This is a genomic window from Labrenzia sp. THAF82 (genome assembly GCF_009363435.1).
Lineage (GTDB): Bacteria > Pseudomonadota > Alphaproteobacteria > Rhizobiales > Stappiaceae > Roseibium > Roseibium porphyridii.
On record NZ_CP045354.1, the window covers coordinates 4,700,938 to 4,720,234 of the forward strand.

The window sequence follows — 19,297 nt, forward strand, 5'->3', positions numbered from 1 at the left end:
CAATCTGCACCCCGGCAGTCTGTTTCAATTTGTCTTTGATCAACCGAACAAAAAAAAGAAAGGCTAGGCTTCATCCGACACGTCGACGGTCTGCTCAATAGCACCAAAAATAGAGTGTCCTTCCTCGTCAGGCATCTCGATACGCACCGTGTCACCCGACTTCAGAAAGGGTGTTTTGGCACTCCCGGTCTCGATTGTTTCAATCATGCGGATTTCAGCGATGCACGAATAACCGGCTCCGCCTTGCGCAACCGGTTTGCCCGGACCGCCTTCCAATTTGTTGGAGACCGTTCCTGACCCAATGACGGTTCCCGCGCACAAGTCTCGTGTCTTTGCCGCGTGCGCAATGAGTTCGCCGAATTCGAATGTCATGTCGATGCCGGCATTGGCGCGGCCGAAAGGCTCGCCATTGAGATCAACATGCAAGGGCAGATGAAGTTTCCCGCCTTTCCAGGCATCGCCAAGTTCGTCAGGCGTCACAGCAACCGGCGAGAAGGCCGAGGATGGTTTTGACTGAAAGAAGCCAAAGCCCTTCGCAAGTTCCGCAGGGATCAGGCCCCGCAACGACACGTCATTGACCAGCAGGACAAGCAGAATTGCGTTGCGGGCCTCTTCGGCACTGGCGCCCATGGGAACATCGCCGGTGACAACTGCGATCTCACCTTCCATGTCAATGCCCCAGGCCTCGTCCCGCATCCTGATCGGGTCACGCGGCGCGACAAATGTGTCCGATCCACCCTGGTACATGAGCGGATCCGTCCAGAAGGTTTCCGGCATCTTTGCGCCTCGTGCGCGGCGCACCAGTTCGACATGGTTGACATAGGCCGACCCGTCCGCCCACTGATAGGCGCGCGGGAGTGGCGACAGCGCGTTATGTTCATGGAAGCGAAGCATAGGAACGGCTTCGTGGGACAGGCTTTCAGCGAGCAATGCAAGCTTCGGCGCGACCTTGCCCCAGTCATCAAGCGCGGCCTGCAACGTGGGTGCAATATTGGCCGCCTCCGTACAATAGGTGAGCCTTTCATTCACGACGACCAGTTTGCCGTCCCGAGTGCCGTCCTTCAGCGTTGCCAGCTTCATTGACTTTGTTTCCTTGTGATCGTCAGACCGTCATAGCCAACGATGGTTTCCCCCGAAAAGGTCTTGGTTGCCTCGATCCATTCCGCATGTTCAAAGCCCGGCAAATCCGCCGGGATGAGGTGGTTCAAAACCAGTTTTCCAGCGCCTGCCTCTTCGGCAACTTTTGCAACATCAGGGGCCATAGTGTGGCTTGCCAGCAAGTGCTGGCGCAATCTGTCTCCATTCCCTGTGATTTCAACGATCCTGTCTACCCCCCGCGCCAGCATCGCTTCGTGGACCAGCAGGTCGCACCCCTTCGCAAATTCAGCCAAAGGGGGAAAATAAGTGGTGTCGGCAGAGAAAACGACAGACCAGTCTTCCGTCTCGAACCGCACGGCAAAGCAATCGTCGACCGGAGGATGATCCACCTTGAAGGCCTTGACGTTGAGAGTTCCATCTTCCAGCGTGACCTCTCCTTCTTTCAGGAGATGAATTTCCACGAGTTCGCGCAAATCCGGGCGGCCTTCATCCTCAATTCTGAGATCGATATCATAGCGCATCGACGCCAGGAAACCGTCCCAGTACTCCATGAGATCGACAGGACCATAGACCTTCACGGTACTGGAAAGACCCGTCGTCCACGCGGTATGCAGCAATGGGCCAAGTTCAAGCACATGATCTGAGTGCATGTGAGTTATGAAAACGAGATCGAGCTGCTTCAGAACAACACCGGCTTCCACAAGCCCTCGTGTTACGCCAAGCCCGCAGTCGACGACGCAGCGACGACCGCCAATCTCGAGCAGGGAGCTGGTTGGCGAAGGCCCACCCGATCGTATTGCCGGGCCGCCCTTGGACCCCAGAATGACCAGGCGATCCTGAAGTTCAGGCAGTTTCGTTCCGCTCATTCTGCGTTCCAGGTTCCTTCTGGCGTACCGTCGAACTTCTTCTCAAGCGTTTCCCAACAGTCGATATAATCGTCCTGCAATGGCGCTTCCTTGCCGGCGAATTCGGTCAGATGCTGAGGGAAACGGGTCTCAAACATGAAGGACATGGTATTGTCGAGCTTCTCAGGCTTCAAATCTGCATTTGAAGCTCCTTCAAATGCATTGTTGTCGGGCCCATGCGGCAGCATCATGTTGTGAAGGCTCATGCCGCCGGGCACGAAACCCTGAGGTTTGGCGTCATATTGGCCGTATATGTTGCCCATCAACTCGGACATGATGTTCTTGTGGTACCAGGGCGGGCGGAACGTATCCTCCATCACCATCCAGCGCTCACGGAACAGTACAAAGTCTATATTGGCGGTGCCTGGCACTCCCGACGGAGCTGTCAGCACGGTAAAGATCGACGGATCCGGATGGTCGAACAGAATGGATCCGATCGGGCAATAATTTCGAAGGTCATATTTGCAAGGCGCGTAGTTGCCGTGCCAGGCCACGACATCGAGCGGTGAATGCCCGATCCTGGTCTCGTGAAACTGCCCGCACCATTTTACCGTGACCGTCGAAGGCACTTCCTTGTCCTCAAAGCTGGCGACGGGGGTCTTGAAATCTCGGCGATTGGCCATGCAATTGGCGCCGATAGGTCCCCTGCCCGGCAACTCGAACTTCTGACCGTAATTCTCACACACAAAGCCGCGAGCCGGTCCCTCCAAAACCTCAACCCGGTAGACGAGACCACGCGGCAGGATCGCAATTTCCTTAGGTGCAAGCTCAATGACACCGAGTTCGGTTGCAAAGCGCAATATACCTTCCTGGGGAACAACCAGCAGCTCGCTGTCGGCGGAAAAGAAATAGGCATTTTCCATCGACCGGGTGACCAGATAGATGTGGCTTGCCATACCGACTTGGGTATTCACGTCGCCCGCGGTCGTCATGGTTCGCATGCCGGTCAGCCAGGTCAGGTCCTCATCGGTATGCGGCACCGGGTCCCAGCGGTACTGTCCCAGCGAAATCACATCCTCAAGGACGTTCGGAGCGCTTTTCCAGTAAGGCAGGTCTATCTTTCGGAACCGGCTGGTATGTTTGACCGAAGGCCTGATCCGGTAACACCAGGTGCGCTCGTTCTGGTGGCTTGGCGCTGTGAAGGCAGTGCCGGACAATTGCTCACCGTAAAGACCATAGGCGCACTTTTGAGGACTGTTCATGCCCTGCGGCAAAGACCCGGGCAAAGCTTCCGTTTCGAAGTCGTTGCCAAAGCCAGGCATGTAACCCAGATCCGAAGAATTGTGTCCGGCGCTCCGGGACCCGGTCGAACTGTCTGTTCTCTGATCCATGATGACCTCCCGGTTCAGATTTAATTTAGTTACAGATGTAACTTTTCACCTATGCGGCGTCAAGCTGGATCGGACACTTACGCGCGACGAAGCTCGATTTGCCAAACCAAGTGCCTGTTCTGCTTTCGCTTTTCGCGGTTTGCACAAGCTGCTCCACTGACGCACAAGGCAATTACCCAGACGGCAAAGATTCATTCTTGCCAGAAATTCGAAGAGCTGATACAAATGAGAACATAACATGAACATTTGAGGTGACCGATGCGGTTGGCAGACCCGATCCGTGAGCAATCATCCGTGCTTGTGGCTTCACACACACCACAGTTTGAAACTCAGTCGACAACTGATGTCACCGCACAGGATGTGCGAACCATGATGCTTTATTTGAGAAAGGCACGGGATCGGGCTATCGACATTCGCGACCGCGCTCCAGCGGGAAGCTACCTTGAAGGCGTTCTGAAACGCACGATAGACGGCATCACCCTGGAATTGTCTCAACTGGATTATCTGCTTGCCTGCAAGCCGGCTGATGCATCTTCGGACCCAGCACCTAAACGGAGAATGCGCCCGGCTATCTGATGATTGTTCGCTCGCCCATCAGCCACATCGGCGCATCATCTCAATGCCGGTTCTGACCGTCAGCGGTACTTGGCCGCCGTGATGAATTCGCCAAAAGCTTCGCACCAGACAAGGACGGTGGTGTAGTCGTCGATATTAACATCTTCAGGCACATCGACAATAAACCCATCGAAGGTCTTGATATCGCCCAGCCTCCGGGCGCTTGCCTTGACGGTTTCAAACCCGGCTTCATCCTCAACAAATTCCTTGGTCAGATATAGCTTGTAATCAGGCCCCGGCGACAACTCCCCTTCGTGAACAATCTGCTTAGCCGATAAGCTGATAGTGCCTTCGCCCCAATGGAGAAGATCGCTGCCTTTCAAGTCTCTGGTCAGTTCGGCTTCGTATTGCGCCTGTTCTGCTGCAGCTGAAAGAGAGGCGGCATCCGGTCCTTCCGGGGCTGTCAGAATGGGAAGAAAATAGACGCCGAGGGCGAACCCGACCGCAAGCACCGCGCCATGGGAACAAAGAAGCAGCAACCATCGAAGCATTTTTTAATCCTCGGTTCTCATTCAGCCTGCGTCAAAGTTATGTTGATCGAAGGCAGTTTCAACAATGACCTCGATAACTTTCATTTGCCAAATAGGTCATCACGAAGTGAGTGAACGCAGGCACGTTTTGAACTTGTATCACTATGACTTTGGCAAAGAACCGAATGTCTTGTCTGGCCCCTAAGACCTATGAAGTCGTTTCAGCTTTTGAGCGGTCCGAAGAACCCAAGCACCGATTTTAACTTCCCTGTTTGTGCATCGAAGGAAACAACATCCAGTCCGTCTGGCAGTGAGGTTCCGTCTGCTTTGACCAATCGCCAGGCGAAACGCGCCATACCATGGTGTTCATCGACTGCGCTGCAGCGGACAATCTTGGCGCCGACATGCGCTGCAAGAACGCCGGAAATATGGTCGACAAGGCCCGGACGACCGACAATATCCGTTTGAGGATCCGTATATCGGATATTTGCCGTCACGGCCTTATCCAGTAGCTCTCCACGACGAATGGGATCCCGTTCCGACCAGGCCGCACAATAGGTGTCGATGGTTTCTTCCAGTGTCACAGATCCCTCCCTGGCCACAGGGCTCTTGTTTCTTCAAGCCAGCTGAAGCACCAGCTTCAAGGTGCATCTTTGCATGTCTTGAAAACCAGACACGCTCTTCAAATGACGCTCACGATCCCAACAGCAAAATCCACATCCAAGGGGCGCGGCTTATGCTGCTGCTTCGTCACCCGGTGCGGTTTGCCAGCCAAGGTCCGTCAATGTCACGATCCTGTTGCCGCGCAGATCCGTCGCGCAGACAAGAAATCCCCGTTCTTCCATATGGCTGAGAAGCCAGCGGGCGCGACCGGGCGAGCGCGTTCCATAGGCCGTCGCGATCTCCAGATTTCCCGGGCAAGGTGCCTTTGCAAGCGCGGCCTTGGCCAGAAGCAGATAGACGCCGCGCATATCCTCCGGCAGTTCGGCTGCAATCAACTCTGCCTGTGTCCAAGCGCCGTCATCCATCTCGCCTTTTTCGACACCAGCCCTGGCGACAGACAGCTTTTCGCGAAAGGCCTGCAGGTCAGGTGCCCCACCTGGCAATTTGGTAATCCGGCACCGGACCTGGAAGTCCTGATAGAGCGATGCAATCGGCTGGAAGGCGGCGTCTTCGTCCTCAAGAATTCCGGCGATGATCTCGGAAATCTTTTCATCCCGCTCGCCAAAGTCCAATAGGCTTTCAGCCTGCGGTGTATCGGTCTCGCCTGCCTTTTCTGCACTCGAGAGGCGGTCCAGCACGTCACCCGTCGAAGCCACCGGTTCAATATAGCGCTGGCGCACCGGCTGAACTTCGTCTGCGCCGGGTGTAAAAATCAGGTCCTTTGCCTCTTCCTTTGGCTGCTCAGGAAGTGGCATCAGCTTGTGGCTGCCGCCCCTTCCCGCAGTTTCGACAGGGCCAATCTTGACCGGGATCGGACGCCGTGACATTGCCGGACCAAGCGCGATGAAATGACCACGGTCCAGATTGCGGAAACTCTCCGCCTGTCGTCGTTCCATACCGAGCAGGTCGGCTGCTCGTGCCATGTCGATGTCCAGAAAAGTCCGTCCCATCAGAAAGTTGGAGGCTTCCGCCGCAACGTTCTTGGCAAGTTTTGCAAGACGCTGTGTCGCTATGACACCGGCAAGTCCGCGCTTCCGGCCACGACACATCAGGTTGGTCATGGCACCCAGCGACCGGCGCCTGGCTTCTTCCGTCACTTCTCCGGCTGCGGCCGGGGCAAACAGCTGCGCTTCGTCAACAACGACGACCATCGGGTACCAAAGATCCCGGTCCGCATCGAACAAGCCGTCCAGAAATGTGGCTGCGGCCTTCATCTGCCGGTCGGCATCCAGACCTTCCAGATTGAGGACAACAGACACGCGGTGCTGGCGCACACGTCCCGCAATCATCTGCAAGTCTTTTTCAGTGCCGACGGCATCGACCACCACATGGCCGTATTTTTCGGCAAGCGAGACAAAGTCGCCTTCGGGATCAATGATCGCCTGCTGAACCCAGGCTGCCGACTGCTCCAGCAACCGGCGCAACAAATGCGACTTTCCGGACCCGGAATTGCCCTGCACCAACAACCGGGTTGCCAAGAGCTCTTCAAGATCAAGCTCGGCGCGTGTCCCGCCCCTCATTTCCCCAATATCGATCTGTACTGTCATACGATCACTTGAGACACCGCTTCTGCAGCGCCTTTCATTCCCCAGACCTTGTTTCCTGCAATGCGGTAGTCAGCACGATTCCTCAACCGTTGCAAAGCCGTGGGCCCTCCATAGCCGGGTTTTCCCAGAATTCCACCGGGCGCCGGCGCTGAATGCGTCGGGTTTACAGATGTTGTCTGAAGCGAAGATGGAATGCCCGTTGTTCAACCATTCGATTGAAGTCGCGCGATCATGCTCTCCAGTCTGCTAGAGGCAGGCTCCTAACGATTGTTTTTCATTTTTCGGAGCTTTCTTAAAACAAAATTTATTCCGGCAATGGCCAAGACTATGCCGAGGGCGTGCCGAACCAACAACATATCAGTGAACATGACAGAATCTACATGACTTTCCGGCCAAAGAAAGAATAGTAGCGGTATGAAAGCAAATTGACCTAGAAGCGAAACGACTAAGACAGCAAGTAGAATTTCGTAGAAGACACGAGACAAATTCAAATTTCCTGAAAACTGCCTAGATTTTTACGGACCTATACTGCCCGATTTATCAATCGCCAAATTAAAACAAAATGAACCATCACGCCGCAATTCGGTGAACGCCGAACGAAAATTCACCGCTCCATGAGTCCAACTTTTCGACATTGGATTCTAACTGAGTTTAAAATCCACGATCTCTCGTCCGTGCATGTTGCAGTAAGCCGTCACGACTTTCGATTCATCTTTGATACGATAGTCGATATCAACGTTCTTGCGATGAGCTCCTATGGCTCTTGAGCTCGAAATCCGTTCAATTGGCTTGAAGATACCTTTGCGCGCAAAATCGTTACAAATCTGGATCGCAACATCAGCGCTTATTATTTCTTCTTCTTTTTGTTTTTCTTGTTCTTTTTTATAATCGGCGAGCGATTCACTTTGGGCTTTGAGAAGGGCCACGCATTGGGAGAACTCCACGGTGCCAGGAGTAAATTCCCCAGCGCATATCCGCTCAGCTTTTTCAGACTTTGTCTCTGAAACAGACGTGTCTGACACGCACCCCGCTAGAATTGAAATAAGTATGACAAAAACGCAGAATTTCATGAGATCCGCCCCCCACGCGGCATCAGGATGAGTTAGCCAGTCAGCTGACGCCATACCCTAAATAGCAACACCCAAAACTACAATCAAAAATAGTATCTGTAGATTTGTTTTGCGAAGGAAAGGTGGAGAGTTGGTTCGACTAGTGCTGCGTCACAGGCCTTTTGGAAACGCTAGATCAAGAATAACATTGCCTTCTTCATAGGCGGTCGCCTTCAACACAAAGTCTTCGATCTCGAACAGTGCAAACAACAAACTCCTTCAAGAGATCGAATAGATTCAACGAATCCACACCCAATCCCTAAGCAGCCAAGTCTTCCTCAATAGCTGTGTCGAGCACTGTCGCAGCGATTTTTTTGTGGAACGGCAGGATCAGCGCAAGGTAGGCGTAGCCGAACAGGTTGTGCCGTTTGCAGCAGGTCGTGGCATAAACGCGTGGCGCTTCTCCAACGCTGCGGAAAATGGACAGGCGAAAATCCTGGTGCCAGTCGTCTTCGCCCAGGATGATCTCATTCTGCCCGACACTGTAGATCTTGAAAAACCCGACCCTGTCACCAGCCTCTCGCTCCGCCAAAGGTGTGTCTGACTGCTCTTTGAGAAGGTCATCGGTTGTTTTCAGCCCCAGCGGCTTAACAACTGCATCGCGGGCCGACAGAAGCTTGTTCATCCAGCTGATATCCGCATTGAGCATGTGATCCGCGAGCACCCTAATATCGACCGACCGCAGGTCAGGACGGCCTCTCAGTGAGACGGAAAAGGTGTCCATATAGTCGCCTTTCGAATGATAGGCGTTGAGGCGACTGTCACGAGGAAGAGTGTCGGCAATGCTCATCTTCAGCTCCGGATCCATTGATAGAACGTGAAGACATTACACCAGGATCTTGCGGGAAACGCTGAGCAGATTGCCGCAATCAGCGTTTCCGGTGCAATTGTTCCAACACCAGAGCCCGGACGTTCTCCGTCAGGTCCAACGACCAGGGAAGGCGATTTCCGTCAACGGTTTGCGGCCGCTTGGCGCTTCCCTGGACTGCAAGCTCTCCGGCAACTGATTGGCATCCCCGCGCCTGCCTACGGCAAAGGCGATCTCTGGTTTGAAACGAACAGGAACACCCAGTTTTTCGTGGATCTCATCCTTCAGAATACCGGCCATGCCATGGGTGTGATAGCCAAGGGCCGTTGCCTGCAAGGCAGCATGCGCCCAGGCTGAGCCAGCATCAAAAGAGTGTGCGCCATTGACCCGGTTCGGCTTGCCATCCTTGCCGTCGACTTCCTGATCGGTGAAAAGAAAAACAAGTGCGGAGGCATGTTGCGCCCAGTCCCGGTTAAACGGGTTCAGCAACTCGACCAACGGCTGCCACGCGTCCTCACCCCGCAATGCATAAACGAAGCGCCACGGCTGAATGTTGAATGCAGAAGGCGCCCAGCGCGCGGCTTCCAAGATGGTCTTCAGATCCCGTTCGGGCATCGCCGCCCCATCGAATGCACGTGGAGACCAGCGCTCGACAAACAGATCCGTGACCGGATGATCAGGTGTTCTGACGTTCATATTCGTTACTCCAGCTCTTTACTGGGCTTCTGTCCGCCCTGTCCTGTTCGAGATAGTTTGCTTTTATCTTGATATCAAGATACTTTTATAAAAGATATTTTGAGCATCCGATCACGCTCAAGGAAACACTCGGATCAAAAAAATCAGGTACAAACCGCCGAGGTGACTTAAGGTGGCGGGAGCAGCTTTTGCAAGTTGGGGGGACGGCACTTGGCAGGATTATCTGAAAAGGAGCGAAAGCGCGGTCTTGTACTCGCGGTCGGCGGCCTTGGCGGGCTAGTCATGCTGGATGAGACCATCTTGGGCGTGTCGCTTCCCGCAATCCGCGCCGAACTTGATCTTTCGCCAACGACCGCACACTGGATCATCAATTCCTACATGCTCACCTTCACGTGCTTTGCTGCCATTGGCGGCAAGGCGATCGACCTGTTCGGGTTGAGACCAGCCTTGATCGTGAGTTGTACCGTTTTTGCGATTGCGAGCCTTCTCGCCGGGTTTTCCGACAGTGCGGCCATGCTGATTTCAATGCGCGTGGTCCAGGGTTTTTGTGCCGCAATCATGTTCCCCATGTCGCTTGCTGCCACGACACTGTCTTTTGAGGAAAAGGAACGTGGAAGAGCCATTGGCATTCTGGCCGGCATGGCGACGATCTTTCTGGCGGCAGGCCCGATGCTTGGCGGCATTTTGACCGATTTCCTGTCCTGGCGTTGGGTCTTCTGGATCAACATCCCGATTGTTGTCGCAGGTGGTGGTCTGGCCTGCGTGCTCTGGCGCAATCCGGAGCATCCACGGCCACGCCCCGTCATTGACCGTATCGGTCTTGTCTTGCTTTTGATCGGCTTAACCGCCTTGATTTTCGGCCTTATGGAAGGCCCCGATTTCGGCTGGGCCACGCCGGTTATTCTCGCCAGCCTGGCGGGCGGCATCATTGGACTTGTTGCGTTTGTGCTGTTTGAAGCCAAGCAAAGCAAACCACTGGTCGATGTCTCGCTGTTTCGGCTGAAACCCTTTCACGCCAGCGCAGCGGTGATCTTGCTGACACAGATGAGCAAGATCATGGTTGCGATTTTCGTTCCGCACTTTCTCCAGCTGGAACTCCATTTTGCTGCCCTTTGGGCGGGCATAGGAACTGCGATAGCCGTGCTCCCCTTCCCGTTCCTGGCTGCACCTGCGGGCAAGTTCGTCGACAAACACGGATCACGACGACCGGTGGTGATTTCTCTATTTCTGATTGGTATCGCCTGTATCCTGATTGGCGCACTGATGCATTTCAACAGCTACTGGGCCATTGCGCCGGCCCTTATTTTGTGGGGCACCGCGCTGCCGATTGCCATGATCCCCGCAACACGTTTGAACGCCAATGCAGTGCCCCAAGACAAACAGGGCGAAGTCAGTGGCATCGTGATTACAGTCAGGCTGGTCGGGGGAACTCTCGGCGTCACTCTTGGCAGCGTCCTGTTGGCCATGAACGCTGGCTTTCCTGCCATTTTCTGGGTGACAGGCGCTCTGATCATTTTGTGTGCGCTCTACGGTTTGACCGCATTTACCGATGATGCGCCGGAAGAACAGTAGTTCCCGGCGCAACCTGTCAATTTGGACCGGAGTTTATCAGACGAACTCATCTTGAAACTGGTCTCTCAGAACGTTTTTCTGAATTTTGCCCATCGTGTTTCGCGGCAGGGTTTCCAGAACGTGGACCCGCTTGGGTTGCTTGAACTTGGCCAATTTGCTGGAAAGCGCCGATTGAACGTCACCGCCCTCCAGACTTGCCCCGGGTTTTGGGGCCAATACCGCGACAACAGCTTCTCCAAAATCGGGGTGCGGTACGCCGATCACCGCGCTTTCCGCAACGCCGGGCATTTCGTCCAGCGCAGCTTCAACCTCGGCCGGATAAACATTGAAACCACCGGAAATGATTAGGTCCTTGGAACGTCCGACAATAGAGATGTAGCCCTCTTCGTCGACGCGGCCCATGTCACCGCTGATGAAGAAGCCATCGACACGAAACTCCTGAGCTGTCTTTTCCGGCATCTGCCAATAGCCCTGGAAAACATTCGGACCCTTGATCTCGATTATTCCAACGTCACCTTGCGCCACCTCCCGGCCGGTCTTTGGGTCGGCGATCCTGATACCGACACCAGGCAACGGAAAGCCAACGGTGCCCGGTCGCCGATCACCATCATAAGGATTGGAGGTGTTCATGTTGGTTTCCGTCATGCCATAGCGTTCCAGAATGGCGTGGCCGGTGCGGTCCGAGAACTCCTTGTGGACTTCCGCCGAAAGCGGCGCAGAACCGGATATGAAGAGCCGCATATGGGCAACAAGATCTCGCGTAAACGCATCGGACCCGAGCAATCGCGAATAGAAAGTCGGAACACCCATCATCGATGTTGACCGCGGCAACAGGGCGAGCATCCGCTCCAGGTCAAATTTGGGCAGGAACAGAAGCGAACCACCTGCAATCATCAAACAATTCGTTGCAACAAAAAGACCATGCGTGTGAAAGATCGGCAACGCGTGCAACAGAACGTCATCTTCGGTGAACCGCCAAACCTTGACCAGCGTCTGGGAATTGGAGGCCAGGTTTCCATGGCTGAGCATGGCGCCTTTGGATCGGCCGGTCGTGCCGGAGGTGTAAAGGATTGCGGCCAGATCGTCTTCATCCCTCGGGCGGGTTTCGTACTCTTCCGACATTTCATCGGCCAGCTGCGAGAGCGTTCCGGCACCGTCTGCATCAAGCGTCTGCAGCTTGGCACCGGCCTTTTGCGCCGTTCCGGCAAGCGCATCGGCCTTGGCAGGATCGCATACAAACACTGCCGGTTCGGCATCACCGACAAAATAGGCAATTTCAGCAGGTGTATAAGCTGTGTTGAGCGGCAGAAAGACACCGCCCGCTCTGATCGTGCCGAGATAGAGCATCAATGCGTCGGGCGTCTTTTCGGCCTGTACGGCAACCCTGTCGCCCGGTTTTACACCGAGTTTCTGCAAAGCCCCTGCATATTGCGCCGAGCGGGCAAGCATACCTCGATAGGTCAACCGGTTTCCGTCTCCGGTTTCCAGAAATACTTTTTCGGGATCCGGGATAAAGGCGGTCAGCGCGTCGAATAGGTGATTGCTCATCAAGAATTCCCAGGTTTGCCGTCAAGTGCCGAGGCCATATGCCGCTCGGGTTGACAGTTAAAGCAAGTCTCCACAATTTCAGCAAGGTCACATTCCTTAGCTGAACTGCCAATGCTACTTACGAAGTCTCTGGCCGTTGTGACGGTCCTTTCCTTGACTTACCTCAATTTCGGCCAACACCTCTTTCAAGGTATGCTGGGTTGTGCCGTCACTTCGGCCAAGGAAAGCAGCGAGGATATCCTGGATGCCTGAAATCAGGGGACTGACACTGGCGGAACTGATTGCCGACGGCGCCGTTCATTTGGTCGGCATCTGTTTGGGCATAACGGCAACGGTCATTCTGGCCGTGACGATGTGGGACGTAGCGGATCGCGCACGCCAGGTGACGGTCATGATCTACGCCGCCTGTCTGATGACGATGCTGATCTGTTCTGCGCTCTACAACATGTTCGCCAAGGACCATAAATCGGGCATCTTGCGACGTCTCGATCACGCAGCAATCTTCCTCATGATTGCAGGCACATATACACCATTGGCCGCAATCATCATCGGAGGTTGGACGGGAGGTATCCTGTTGGCCATCGTTTGGACTGGCGCTGTGGCGGGAGCTATCGTCAAGCTGGCGCACTTGACCGGCCTGGACCGTCTGACGGTACCAATCTATCTCGGCCTGGGATGGATTGTTGTTTTTGCGGTCCAACCGTTGATCGAAAAAGCGTCCAGTTTCGGCTTTTTCATGATCCTGGCCGGCGGGCTGCTCTATACGATCGGAACAGTCTTTTATGCCTGGAAGAAGCTGCCGTTCCAGAATGCGATCTGGCACGCATTCGTGCTTGCGGCCGCGGTTTGTCATTTCACGGCCGTTTTTCACGATGTGGCCCTGGCCATGACACCATGATGGCTGTGTAACAAAGAAAAAGTGCAGCTAGCACTCAGCAAGCTGCACTTTAAAAGCATCGCATTTCGTCAGGCTTCGGCGTTCGGATCTTTCTGCAGAACAACAACCTTAGTCCTGAGCGGCACCCGATTGAACAGGTCAATGACGTCCTGCTGCCACATGCGGATGCAGCCGGAAGAAACGCTCTTGCCGATGGAATTCGGCTGGTTTGTTCCGTGGATCCGGTACAGCGTATCCGTTGCGCCCTGCCACAAATCCATGGCGCGGGCGCCAAGTGGATTTCGCAGTCCGGCAGGAAAACCTTTTTCCCAGTATCGCTCCAGCGACGGCTTGCGCGCGATCATTTCCCGTGGAGGGCGCCAGATAGGATGAGGGCGTTTTACTCGGATTAATGCCTCGCCTGACCACGCAAACCCGGCACGTCCCACGCCGATGCCATAACGCAGCGCCTTGTTGTTTCCGAGCGTCCAATAAAGAAAATTATTGTAGGGATCGACGACAATCGTTCCTGGCTTCTCACGGGTTTTGTATTCAACCACCTGACGCCAGTACTGCTTGTCGAATTTCTTGTAGTTGATCGCAGGCCAGGTGAAGTCCCCGTCGGGCAAAGCTGCATAGGCCGAAGCATAGTCGAATTCTTCACCTGGCAGTTCGGCCTGATCCGGCAGACCGACAATGGTTGCAGTCTGGCAACCGGCGAGTGCGGATCCGGCAAGTGCAAGACTGCCAGCAAGAAGAAAGCGGCGACTGAAAACGTTTTCTTGCGCCGGTACAGTATCATTCAGCGATTTGGTACGCTTCATGGGACCTCCTGAAAATCAGGCTTCTTATTGAGACAGCTTTTCAACAGTTGCAAGTCACATTCCGCCGATCTGCCTTACATTCTTCGCATGATTGCCTAGATTAACGGAGCCTGTTACCTGAGGGCCTCACTTCCCTGCCGTTTATTGCCATTCTTGAAGGACTCTCCCTTGCAAAACGAGACGACCAAGTCCCCCTTCCCCGTGTTCGACGGTCACAACGACACACTGCTCAAGTTGGAAATTGACAAGATAAAGGGCAAGGAACGGAGTTTTTTCGACCGCTCCGAGACAGGTCACATCGACATGGTCCGCGCCGAGGAAGCAGGCTTTGCAGGCGGCCTCTTTGCCATGTTTGTGCCTTCCAATCCCGACCAGGACTTTTCAAAACCGTTCGACCCCAAGGACCCGGCCAATTATCAGCCTGTCCCGCAAAAGGAAGCTCTGGATTTCACCTATCGGCTGATCGAGCGCGCCGAGCAGATTGTTGAGGATTCGGATCAACGCGTCGCGATCTGCCGAACGCCGGATGAAATCCGCTCGGCAATCGACGCGCAGACCATGGCGATCAGCCTCCATATTGAGGGTGCGGAAGCGATCGATACGCAATTCTATGCCCTGGAGGAGCTCCACAAGCGCGGTCTCAGGTCACTTGGTCTCGTCTGGAGCCGCGAGAATGCGTTTGGCTATGGTGTTCCAATGGCCCACCCCGCGTCACCGGACATCGGTCCTGGATTGACCGGCCCAGGACGTGACCTGGTTCGCGCCTGCAATCAACTGGGCATCCTTCTCGATGTCTCACACCTGAATGAAAAGGGATTTTGGGACCTTGCCCGCATCACGGATCGACCCATCGTTGCCAGTCATTCCAACGTTCACGAACTATGCGCGAGCAGCCGGAACCTGACTGACAAGCAGCTCGATGCGATCAAAGAAAGCGAAGGGCTCGTCGGCATCAATTTCCACATTGCCTTTTTACGTCCCGATGGCGCGTACTCTCGTGACATGTCACTTGATGTCATGGCCGACCATGCGGCTTATCTTGTTGATCGCGTTGGCGAAGATTGCGTGGCGCTCGGATCCGATTTCGACGGATGCATGCTTCCAAAAGACATCGGCGATGTCACCGGACTTTATCGTCTGATGGAAGCTTTTGATGCCCGTGGCTTCAATTCCCAGCTTCTGGAGAAAATTGCTTACAAAAACTGGCTTTCCGCTCTTGAGAAGGCGGCGGCATAAAGACAAGCCAATCGCGTTACCGACAGAGGGCATCATGACTTCCGAGCCGGGATGAAAGTTGCCGTATTCTGCCTTGCGTACAGGTGCACTTTTCGGACCTGCTCTCATTTTTGTTACTGATGCTGTCGAAATCGCGATTGCAATTGGTTACCCTAAACGGAAGAATGACGACACTGTAATTTCTAGCAGCCATTGACTCATCAATCAGGTATCGCATTGTAACTGCGCATTTTTGCTCTTGCTGTTATTTTGCAAGAAGAGACGCAGACAGGTGCTTTCATCGGGAAATTGGCTGTCCGTGACTGACATGCCCCATCGACCGGCTTTCCAAACTTGGAACACCGGGTAGAGACTCGAACAAACAGTGGCCTGAGATTATTCTCCGGCGACAGTTCTTGTGGCGCTGCCAGTCTTATTCGCTGCCAGGGGGAGGCAACGGCTTGGACGAGATTGTAATTGCGGAAAACGTGCCGCAAGCCAAGGCAAAGGCCAACAAGAAACGGGCGCGCAAGTCAGATGCCGTCTATCAGGACCTTAAACGCAAGATCCTGACTGGAACCTTGACAGCCGATAGTCCGATCACCGAACAGTCTCTCGCAAAGGACTATGCTTGTTCGCAAAGCACGATACGCGAAGCCTTGATGCTGCTTCAGGAATACGGACTTGTTGTCAGGCGCGGCTACCAGGGCACGTTTGTCACCGACCCGACACCGCTGGAAGCAAAACTGATGCTGAAGCTGCGCTTCGACATTGAATCCACCGGCATTCTGGAAGCAGCCAAACTGGTCACGCCAAGGCAGATCGAGGAACTCAGGGAACTTGACCGGGACTTTGAGGAATACCGCGCCGTGCGAGATGTCTTTGGATGCGCGGAAGTCGACAGATATTTGCACTTAAAGCTCTTCCGGATAGCACAGATGCCTGTTCTGGAACCTGTCCTGGTCCGGACTACGATGATGCTGCAGCGTGTGATGCTGCCGACACCCAGATCGGAGAAGGCATGGTCGCGGCCAAATGTGACCCCTCACAAGGATATTTTCGACGCGCTGCAGGCCCGAAATGTCCAAGGCGCGCTCAATTCACTGCAGGCGCACATTCTCTCAAGCGCCGTTCTGCTCGCGCCGCACTTCTATGGTTCAGATCTCGGCAGATTGAAGAATGAATACGACCATGAGCCCGTTCAGGCGCTCGGGCTGACCGGGTTTTAAGCTCAAGCCTGCGCCGTAACGTCAGGCGCTTTCCATCATCTGCTGTTGTGTCAGCATGGCCGCACCGATCAGTTCTTTGGTGTATTCGCACTTCGGGGCTTCGAATATGTCGTCGACCGTACCGGCCTCGACCACCTTACCGCGCTGCATGACCATCACCGTATCCGAGAGTGCACGCACGACTGCAAGATCGTGGCTGATGAAAAGGTAGGTCAGATCATAGGTGTTCTGCAGATCTCTCAGCAGTTCAACCACCTGTTTCTGGATCGTCCGGTCAAGCGCGGATGTCGGCTCATCAAGGACAACCAGTTCCGGTTTCAGAACCATTGTGCGTGCAATCGCAATACGCTGGCGCTGGCCACCTGAAAATTCATGGGGGTAGCGGTTGCGCATTGCGGGATCGAGCGAGACCTCCTCAAGCGCCTTGCAGGCACGCAGGTCCCTGTCTTTTCCACTCAAGGACGGTTCGTGTACCAGAAGCCCTTCGGATATGATCTGTCCGACCGTCATGCGTGGACTTAGAGAGCCGAACGGGTCCTGGAAAATGAGCTGCATGTCCTTGCGCAGCTCCCGCATGGCAGCCCGGTCTCTGCCGGTGATCTGCTGTCCCTGGAACACAACCCGTCCACCGGCGGGGAGAAGGTTCAGAATAGCCCGGCCCAGTGTTGATTTGCCGGAACCGCTTTCACCAACGATCCCGAGGGTCTGGCCCTTGCGCAAAGAAAAGCTGATGTCGTCAACCGCCCGCAGGACATGCCTTGGCTTCAGGAAACCTGAATCCAGCTCAAACTCCACCTCAACTTTCTGGGCTTCCAGAAGAACAGGAGCAGTCTCCGGAACTTGTGGTTTGTGGCCGGTGGGCTCTGCGTCCAGAAGCATTTTCGTATAAGGGTGCTCCGGTTGCGTGAAGATGCTGTTGGTCTCTCCGCTTTCAACCACTTCACCCGTTTTCATCACATAGACCCGGTCGGCGATGCGCCGAACAATACCGAGATCATGGGTGATGAAAATCACAGCCATTCCAAGCCGCTTTTGAAGATCGGCCAGAAGGTCCAGGATCTGGGCCTGCGTTGTCACGTCAAGCGCCGTGGTGGGTTCATCAGCGATCAGGACATCGGGATCATTCGCAAGCGCCATGGCGATCATGACACGTTGGCGCTGACCGCCGGACATCTCATATGGATAGGCTTTGATTTTGCGCTCAGGCTCGGGAATGTTTACGAGCTTCAGAAGGTCGAGCGCCTTTGCCTTCGCTGCTTTCCAGGACAGACCGCCATGGACCACCATGGGTTCCGCCAGCTGGCGGCCAATGGTGTAGAGTGGGTCCAAGGACGTCATGGGTTCCTGGAAGATCATTGTGATCTTGGCACCGCGAATGCCGTTCAGCTGCCGAACCGGCAACCCCAAAATGTTGCGATCTTCATAGATCACTTCGCCCTGGGTTCTGCCGTTTGAAGCAAGAAGGCCCATTGCGGCCATCAATGTCTGGCTCTTGCCGGACCCACTTTCACCAACAATGGCAACCGTTTCGCCAGCATCGACATGAATGTTGACGCCTCGAACCGCGTTGACCGTGCCCGTTGCCGTCTCAAAGTCGACGACGAGATCCTTTATGGAGAGCACTGTCTTGTTTTTCGTATCTGTCATGGCTCTCTCCTCACCGATCCTTCGGGTCCAGCGCATCGCGCAGACCGTCGCCGATAAAGTTCAGCGCGAATAGCGTCGATGTCAGGAAAATGGATGGGAAGATGAGCATCCAGGCAGCTCCTTGCAGGTTACGCGCGCCTTCTGAAATCAGAACGCCCCAGCTTGTCATCGGCTCCTGAATGCCGAGCCCCAGGAAGGACAGAAAGCTTTCCAGCAGAATGACCTTGGGCACCAGCAATGTCATGTAGACAACGACCGGACCCAACGTGTTTGGAATGATGTGGCGTCGCACGATGCCGCCATCGGCAACACCCATGGCCTCTGCAGCCTGCACATATTCCTGACGTTTGATCGTGAGCGTTTGACCGCGCACGATACGTGCCATGTCGAGCCATTCGACAGCGCCCACGGCGATGAACATCAGGATGAAGTTGCGACCGAAAAACACCACCAGCATGATCACAAAGAAAATGAAGGGGAGCGAATAGAGTATGTCTACGACCCGCATCATCATCTGATCAATGCGTCCGCCGAGATATCCGGAGGTGGCTCCATAGAGGACACCAATGCTGATGGCAACGATTGTCGCCAGGAGCCCGATGGTCAGTGACACCCGGCCGGCAATAAACGTTCGTGTCATCATATCCCGGCCGTTCGCATCCGTCCCGAAATAGAAATGGATGTAATTGATGTCAGCGCGAAGTGTCGCCTGTTTCTTGTCGGCCGAAAACTCGCCAATCTCGGCATTCTTGAACAGGTCGCTTCGATCAATATATCGCGTGGTTCGCGGGTCGATTTCACGGCGGGAGCTGATGCGGGCAATCACCTGGTCGCCGACCTGCTCATAGCTGTCCAAGGTCACGCGAGCACGCTTGACTGCTCTTTCAAAGCCCGGTTCGACCTGTTCCTGGCGCGGGTAGGCTTCAAGGCTGGCAGGTACTTTGACGTAGTCGCGGTAGACGGTGTCAAATTTATGGGGCGACAAGATAGGCCCAAGAACCGAGAGCAGTGCGATGATCACCAGAACAATCATTGAGGCGACAGCAGCGCGGTTGGCCAGAAGCCGGTCGCGGGCATCGTCCCAAAGGGATCTGCCTTTGGCGGGAGCTTCGTTGTTTGACATGGCAATGGTCATTATAACGC

Annotated in this window: 18 protein-coding genes; 5 read left to right on the forward strand and 13 right to left on the reverse strand. The window is 54.7% G+C overall.

Annotated features, from left to right (window positions below; translation table 11 throughout):
- Positions 1 to 63: 63 nt before the first annotated feature.
- The 3 genes from FIV00_RS21625 to hmgA are packed head-to-tail and all read right to left on the reverse strand — an operon-like array spanning position 64 to position 3,265.
- Positions 64 to 1,080, reverse strand: coding sequence for a fumarylacetoacetate hydrolase family protein (locus FIV00_RS21625; RefSeq protein ID WP_152502700.1), 1,017 nt, complete (start codon positions 1,078 to 1,080; stop codon positions 64 to 66).
- Positions 1,077 to 1,964 (reverse strand): MBL fold metallo-hydrolase, encoded by an 888-nt coding sequence (locus tag FIV00_RS21630; RefSeq protein ID WP_152502701.1) that lies wholly within the window; start codon positions 1,962 to 1,964, stop codon positions 1,077 to 1,079. Before FIV00_RS21630 ends, FIV00_RS21625 begins: the two co-directional genes overlap by 4 nt.
- Positions 1,961 to 3,265, reverse strand: a complete 1,305-nt coding sequence (gene hmgA / locus FIV00_RS21635) for a homogentisate 1,2-dioxygenase (protein WP_247649432.1) — start codon at positions 3,263 to 3,265, stop codon at positions 1,961 to 1,963. The genes FIV00_RS21630 and hmgA overlap by 4 nt, the downstream gene beginning before the upstream one ends.
- Before the next feature lie 327 nt (positions 3,266 to 3,592).
- Here hmgA and FIV00_RS21640 point away from each other — a divergent pair, with 327 nt between their 5' ends.
- The gene (locus FIV00_RS21640) at positions 3,593 to 3,910 is read left to right on the forward strand and encodes a hypothetical protein (RefSeq protein WP_152502703.1); all 318 of its coding nucleotides are present in this window, start codon (positions 3,593 to 3,595) and stop codon (positions 3,908 to 3,910) included.
- 59 nt (positions 3,911 to 3,969) lie between these two features.
- Here FIV00_RS21640 and FIV00_RS21645 read toward each other — a convergent pair whose 3' ends face one another.
- The 6 genes from FIV00_RS21645 to FIV00_RS21670 form a co-directional block, all read right to left on the reverse strand.
- Positions 3,970 to 4,440, reverse strand: coding sequence for a DM13 domain-containing protein (locus FIV00_RS21645; RefSeq protein ID WP_152502704.1), 471 nt, complete (start codon positions 4,438 to 4,440; stop codon positions 3,970 to 3,972).
- 200 nt (positions 4,441 to 4,640) lie between these two features.
- On the reverse strand, positions 4,641 to 5,003 hold the full coding sequence (locus tag FIV00_RS21650) for a nuclear transport factor 2 family protein (RefSeq protein WP_152502705.1): 363 nt from the start codon (positions 5,001 to 5,003) through the stop codon (positions 4,641 to 4,643).
- A 150-nt stretch (positions 5,004 to 5,153) separates the two neighbouring features.
- The gene (locus FIV00_RS21655; protein ID WP_152502706.1) at positions 5,154 to 6,629 is read right to left on the reverse strand and encodes an ATP-binding protein; all 1,476 of its coding nucleotides are present in this window, start codon (positions 6,627 to 6,629) and stop codon (positions 5,154 to 5,156) included.
- 641 nt (positions 6,630 to 7,270) lie between these two features.
- Entirely contained in the window at positions 7,271 to 7,699 is a 429-nt protein-coding gene (locus tag FIV00_RS21660) for a hypothetical protein (RefSeq protein ID WP_152502707.1), read from the reverse strand.
- A 298-nt stretch (positions 7,700 to 7,997) separates the two neighbouring features.
- The gene (locus tag FIV00_RS21665) at positions 7,998 to 8,528 is read right to left on the reverse strand and encodes a DUF2867 domain-containing protein (RefSeq protein WP_152502708.1); all 531 of its coding nucleotides are present in this window, start codon (positions 8,526 to 8,528) and stop codon (positions 7,998 to 8,000) included.
- Positions 8,529 to 8,657: 129 nt separating this feature from the next.
- Positions 8,658 to 9,242: a nitroreductase family protein gene (locus FIV00_RS21670; protein ID WP_152502709.1), complete on the reverse strand. Its 585-nt coding sequence runs from the start codon at positions 9,240 to 9,242 to the stop codon at positions 8,658 to 8,660.
- A gap of 210 nt (positions 9,243 to 9,452) precedes the next feature.
- Between FIV00_RS21670 and FIV00_RS21675 the strand changes: the two genes are divergently transcribed.
- On the forward strand, positions 9,453 to 10,814 hold the full coding sequence (locus FIV00_RS21675) for an MFS transporter (RefSeq protein ID WP_152502710.1): 1,362 nt from the start codon (positions 9,453 to 9,455) through the stop codon (positions 10,812 to 10,814).
- Between the two features lie 36 nt (positions 10,815 to 10,850).
- On the opposite strand, the gene FIV00_RS21680 is transcribed toward FIV00_RS21675, so the two are convergent.
- On the reverse strand, positions 10,851 to 12,362 hold the full coding sequence (locus FIV00_RS21680) for a malonyl-CoA synthase (protein ID WP_152502711.1): 1,512 nt from the start codon (positions 12,360 to 12,362) through the stop codon (positions 10,851 to 10,853).
- A gap of 244 nt (positions 12,363 to 12,606) precedes the next feature.
- Between FIV00_RS21680 and FIV00_RS21685 the strand changes: the two genes are divergently transcribed.
- On the forward strand, positions 12,607 to 13,260 hold the full coding sequence (locus FIV00_RS21685) for a hemolysin III family protein (RefSeq protein WP_209006657.1): 654 nt from the start codon (positions 12,607 to 12,609) through the stop codon (positions 13,258 to 13,260).
- A gap of 68 nt (positions 13,261 to 13,328) precedes the next feature.
- On the opposite strand, the gene FIV00_RS21690 is transcribed toward FIV00_RS21685, so the two are convergent.
- The gene (locus FIV00_RS21690) at positions 13,329 to 14,063 is read right to left on the reverse strand and encodes a L,D-transpeptidase (RefSeq protein WP_152502712.1); all 735 of its coding nucleotides are present in this window, start codon (positions 14,061 to 14,063) and stop codon (positions 13,329 to 13,331) included.
- A gap of 168 nt (positions 14,064 to 14,231) precedes the next feature.
- On the opposite strand from FIV00_RS21690, the gene FIV00_RS21695 reads away from it, so the two are divergent.
- Together FIV00_RS21695 and FIV00_RS21700 are read left to right on the forward strand one after the other, a co-directional pair.
- Positions 14,232 to 15,299 (forward strand): dipeptidase, encoded by a 1,068-nt coding sequence (locus FIV00_RS21695; protein WP_209006658.1) that lies wholly within the window; start codon positions 14,232 to 14,234, stop codon positions 15,297 to 15,299.
- 440 nt (positions 15,300 to 15,739) lie between these two features.
- Positions 15,740 to 16,507, forward strand: a complete 768-nt coding sequence (locus tag FIV00_RS21700) for a GntR family transcriptional regulator (protein ID WP_152502713.1) — start codon at positions 15,740 to 15,742, stop codon at positions 16,505 to 16,507.
- A gap of 21 nt (positions 16,508 to 16,528) precedes the next feature.
- On the opposite strand, the gene FIV00_RS21705 is transcribed toward FIV00_RS21700, so the two are convergent.
- Positions 16,529 to 18,154: an ABC transporter ATP-binding protein gene (locus FIV00_RS21705; protein WP_152502714.1), complete on the reverse strand. Its 1,626-nt coding sequence runs from the start codon at positions 18,152 to 18,154 to the stop codon at positions 16,529 to 16,531.
- 10 nt (positions 18,155 to 18,164) lie between these two features.
- Positions 18,165 to 19,289 carry an ABC transporter permease subunit gene (locus tag FIV00_RS21710; protein WP_152502715.1) on the reverse strand — a complete coding sequence of 375 codons (1,125 nt, stop codon included), beginning with the start codon at positions 19,287 to 19,289 and terminating at the stop codon, positions 18,165 to 18,167.
- Positions 19,290 to 19,297 lie beyond the last annotated feature (8 nt).

What these genes read in the sequence shown, in the direction of transcription:
- FIV00_RS21685 (WP_209006657.1), top strand. Translation starts at nt 12,607, where the DNA reads ATGCCTGAAATCAGGGGACTGACACTGGCGGAACTGATTGCCGACGGC.
- hmgA (WP_247649432.1), bottom strand. Translation starts at nt 3,265, where the DNA reads ATGCCTGGCTTTGGCAACGACTTCGAAACGGAAGCTTTGCCCGGGTCT.
- FIV00_RS21705 (WP_152502714.1), bottom strand. Translation starts at nt 18,154, where the DNA reads ATGACAGATACGAAAAACAAGACAGTGCTCTCCATAAAGGATCTCGTC.
- FIV00_RS21660 (WP_152502707.1), bottom strand. Translation starts at nt 7,699, where the DNA reads ATGAAATTCTGCGTTTTTGTCATACTTATTTCAATTCTAGCGGGGTGC.
- FIV00_RS21680 (WP_152502711.1), bottom strand. Translation starts at nt 12,362, where the DNA reads ATGAGCAATCACCTATTCGACGCGCTGACCGCCTTTATCCCGGATCCC.
- FIV00_RS21670 (WP_152502709.1), bottom strand. Translation starts at nt 9,242, where the DNA reads ATGAACGTCAGAACACCTGATCATCCGGTCACGGATCTGTTTGTCGAG.
- FIV00_RS21625 (WP_152502700.1), bottom strand. Translation starts at nt 1,080, where the DNA reads ATGAAGCTGGCAACGCTGAAGGACGGCACTCGGGACGGCAAACTGGTC.
- FIV00_RS21710 (WP_152502715.1), bottom strand. Translation starts at nt 19,289, where the DNA reads ATGACCATTGCCATGTCAAACAACGAAGCTCCCGCCAAAGGCAGATCC.
- FIV00_RS21630 (WP_152502701.1), bottom strand. Translation starts at nt 1,964, where the DNA reads ATGAGCGGAACGAAACTGCCTGAACTTCAGGATCGCCTGGTCATTCTG.
- FIV00_RS21690 (WP_152502712.1), bottom strand. Translation starts at nt 14,063, where the DNA reads ATGAAGCGTACCAAATCGCTGAATGATACTGTACCGGCGCAAGAAAAC.
- FIV00_RS21645 (WP_152502704.1), bottom strand. Translation starts at nt 4,440, where the DNA reads ATGCTTCGATGGTTGCTGCTTCTTTGTTCCCATGGCGCGGTGCTTGCG.
- FIV00_RS21655 (WP_152502706.1), bottom strand. Translation starts at nt 6,629, where the DNA reads ATGACAGTACAGATCGATATTGGGGAAATGAGGGGCGGGACACGCGCC.
- FIV00_RS21665 (WP_152502708.1), bottom strand. Translation starts at nt 8,528, where the DNA reads ATGAGCATTGCCGACACTCTTCCTCGTGACAGTCGCCTCAACGCCTAT.
- FIV00_RS21640 (WP_152502703.1), top strand. Translation starts at nt 3,593, where the DNA reads ATGCGGTTGGCAGACCCGATCCGTGAGCAATCATCCGTGCTTGTGGCT.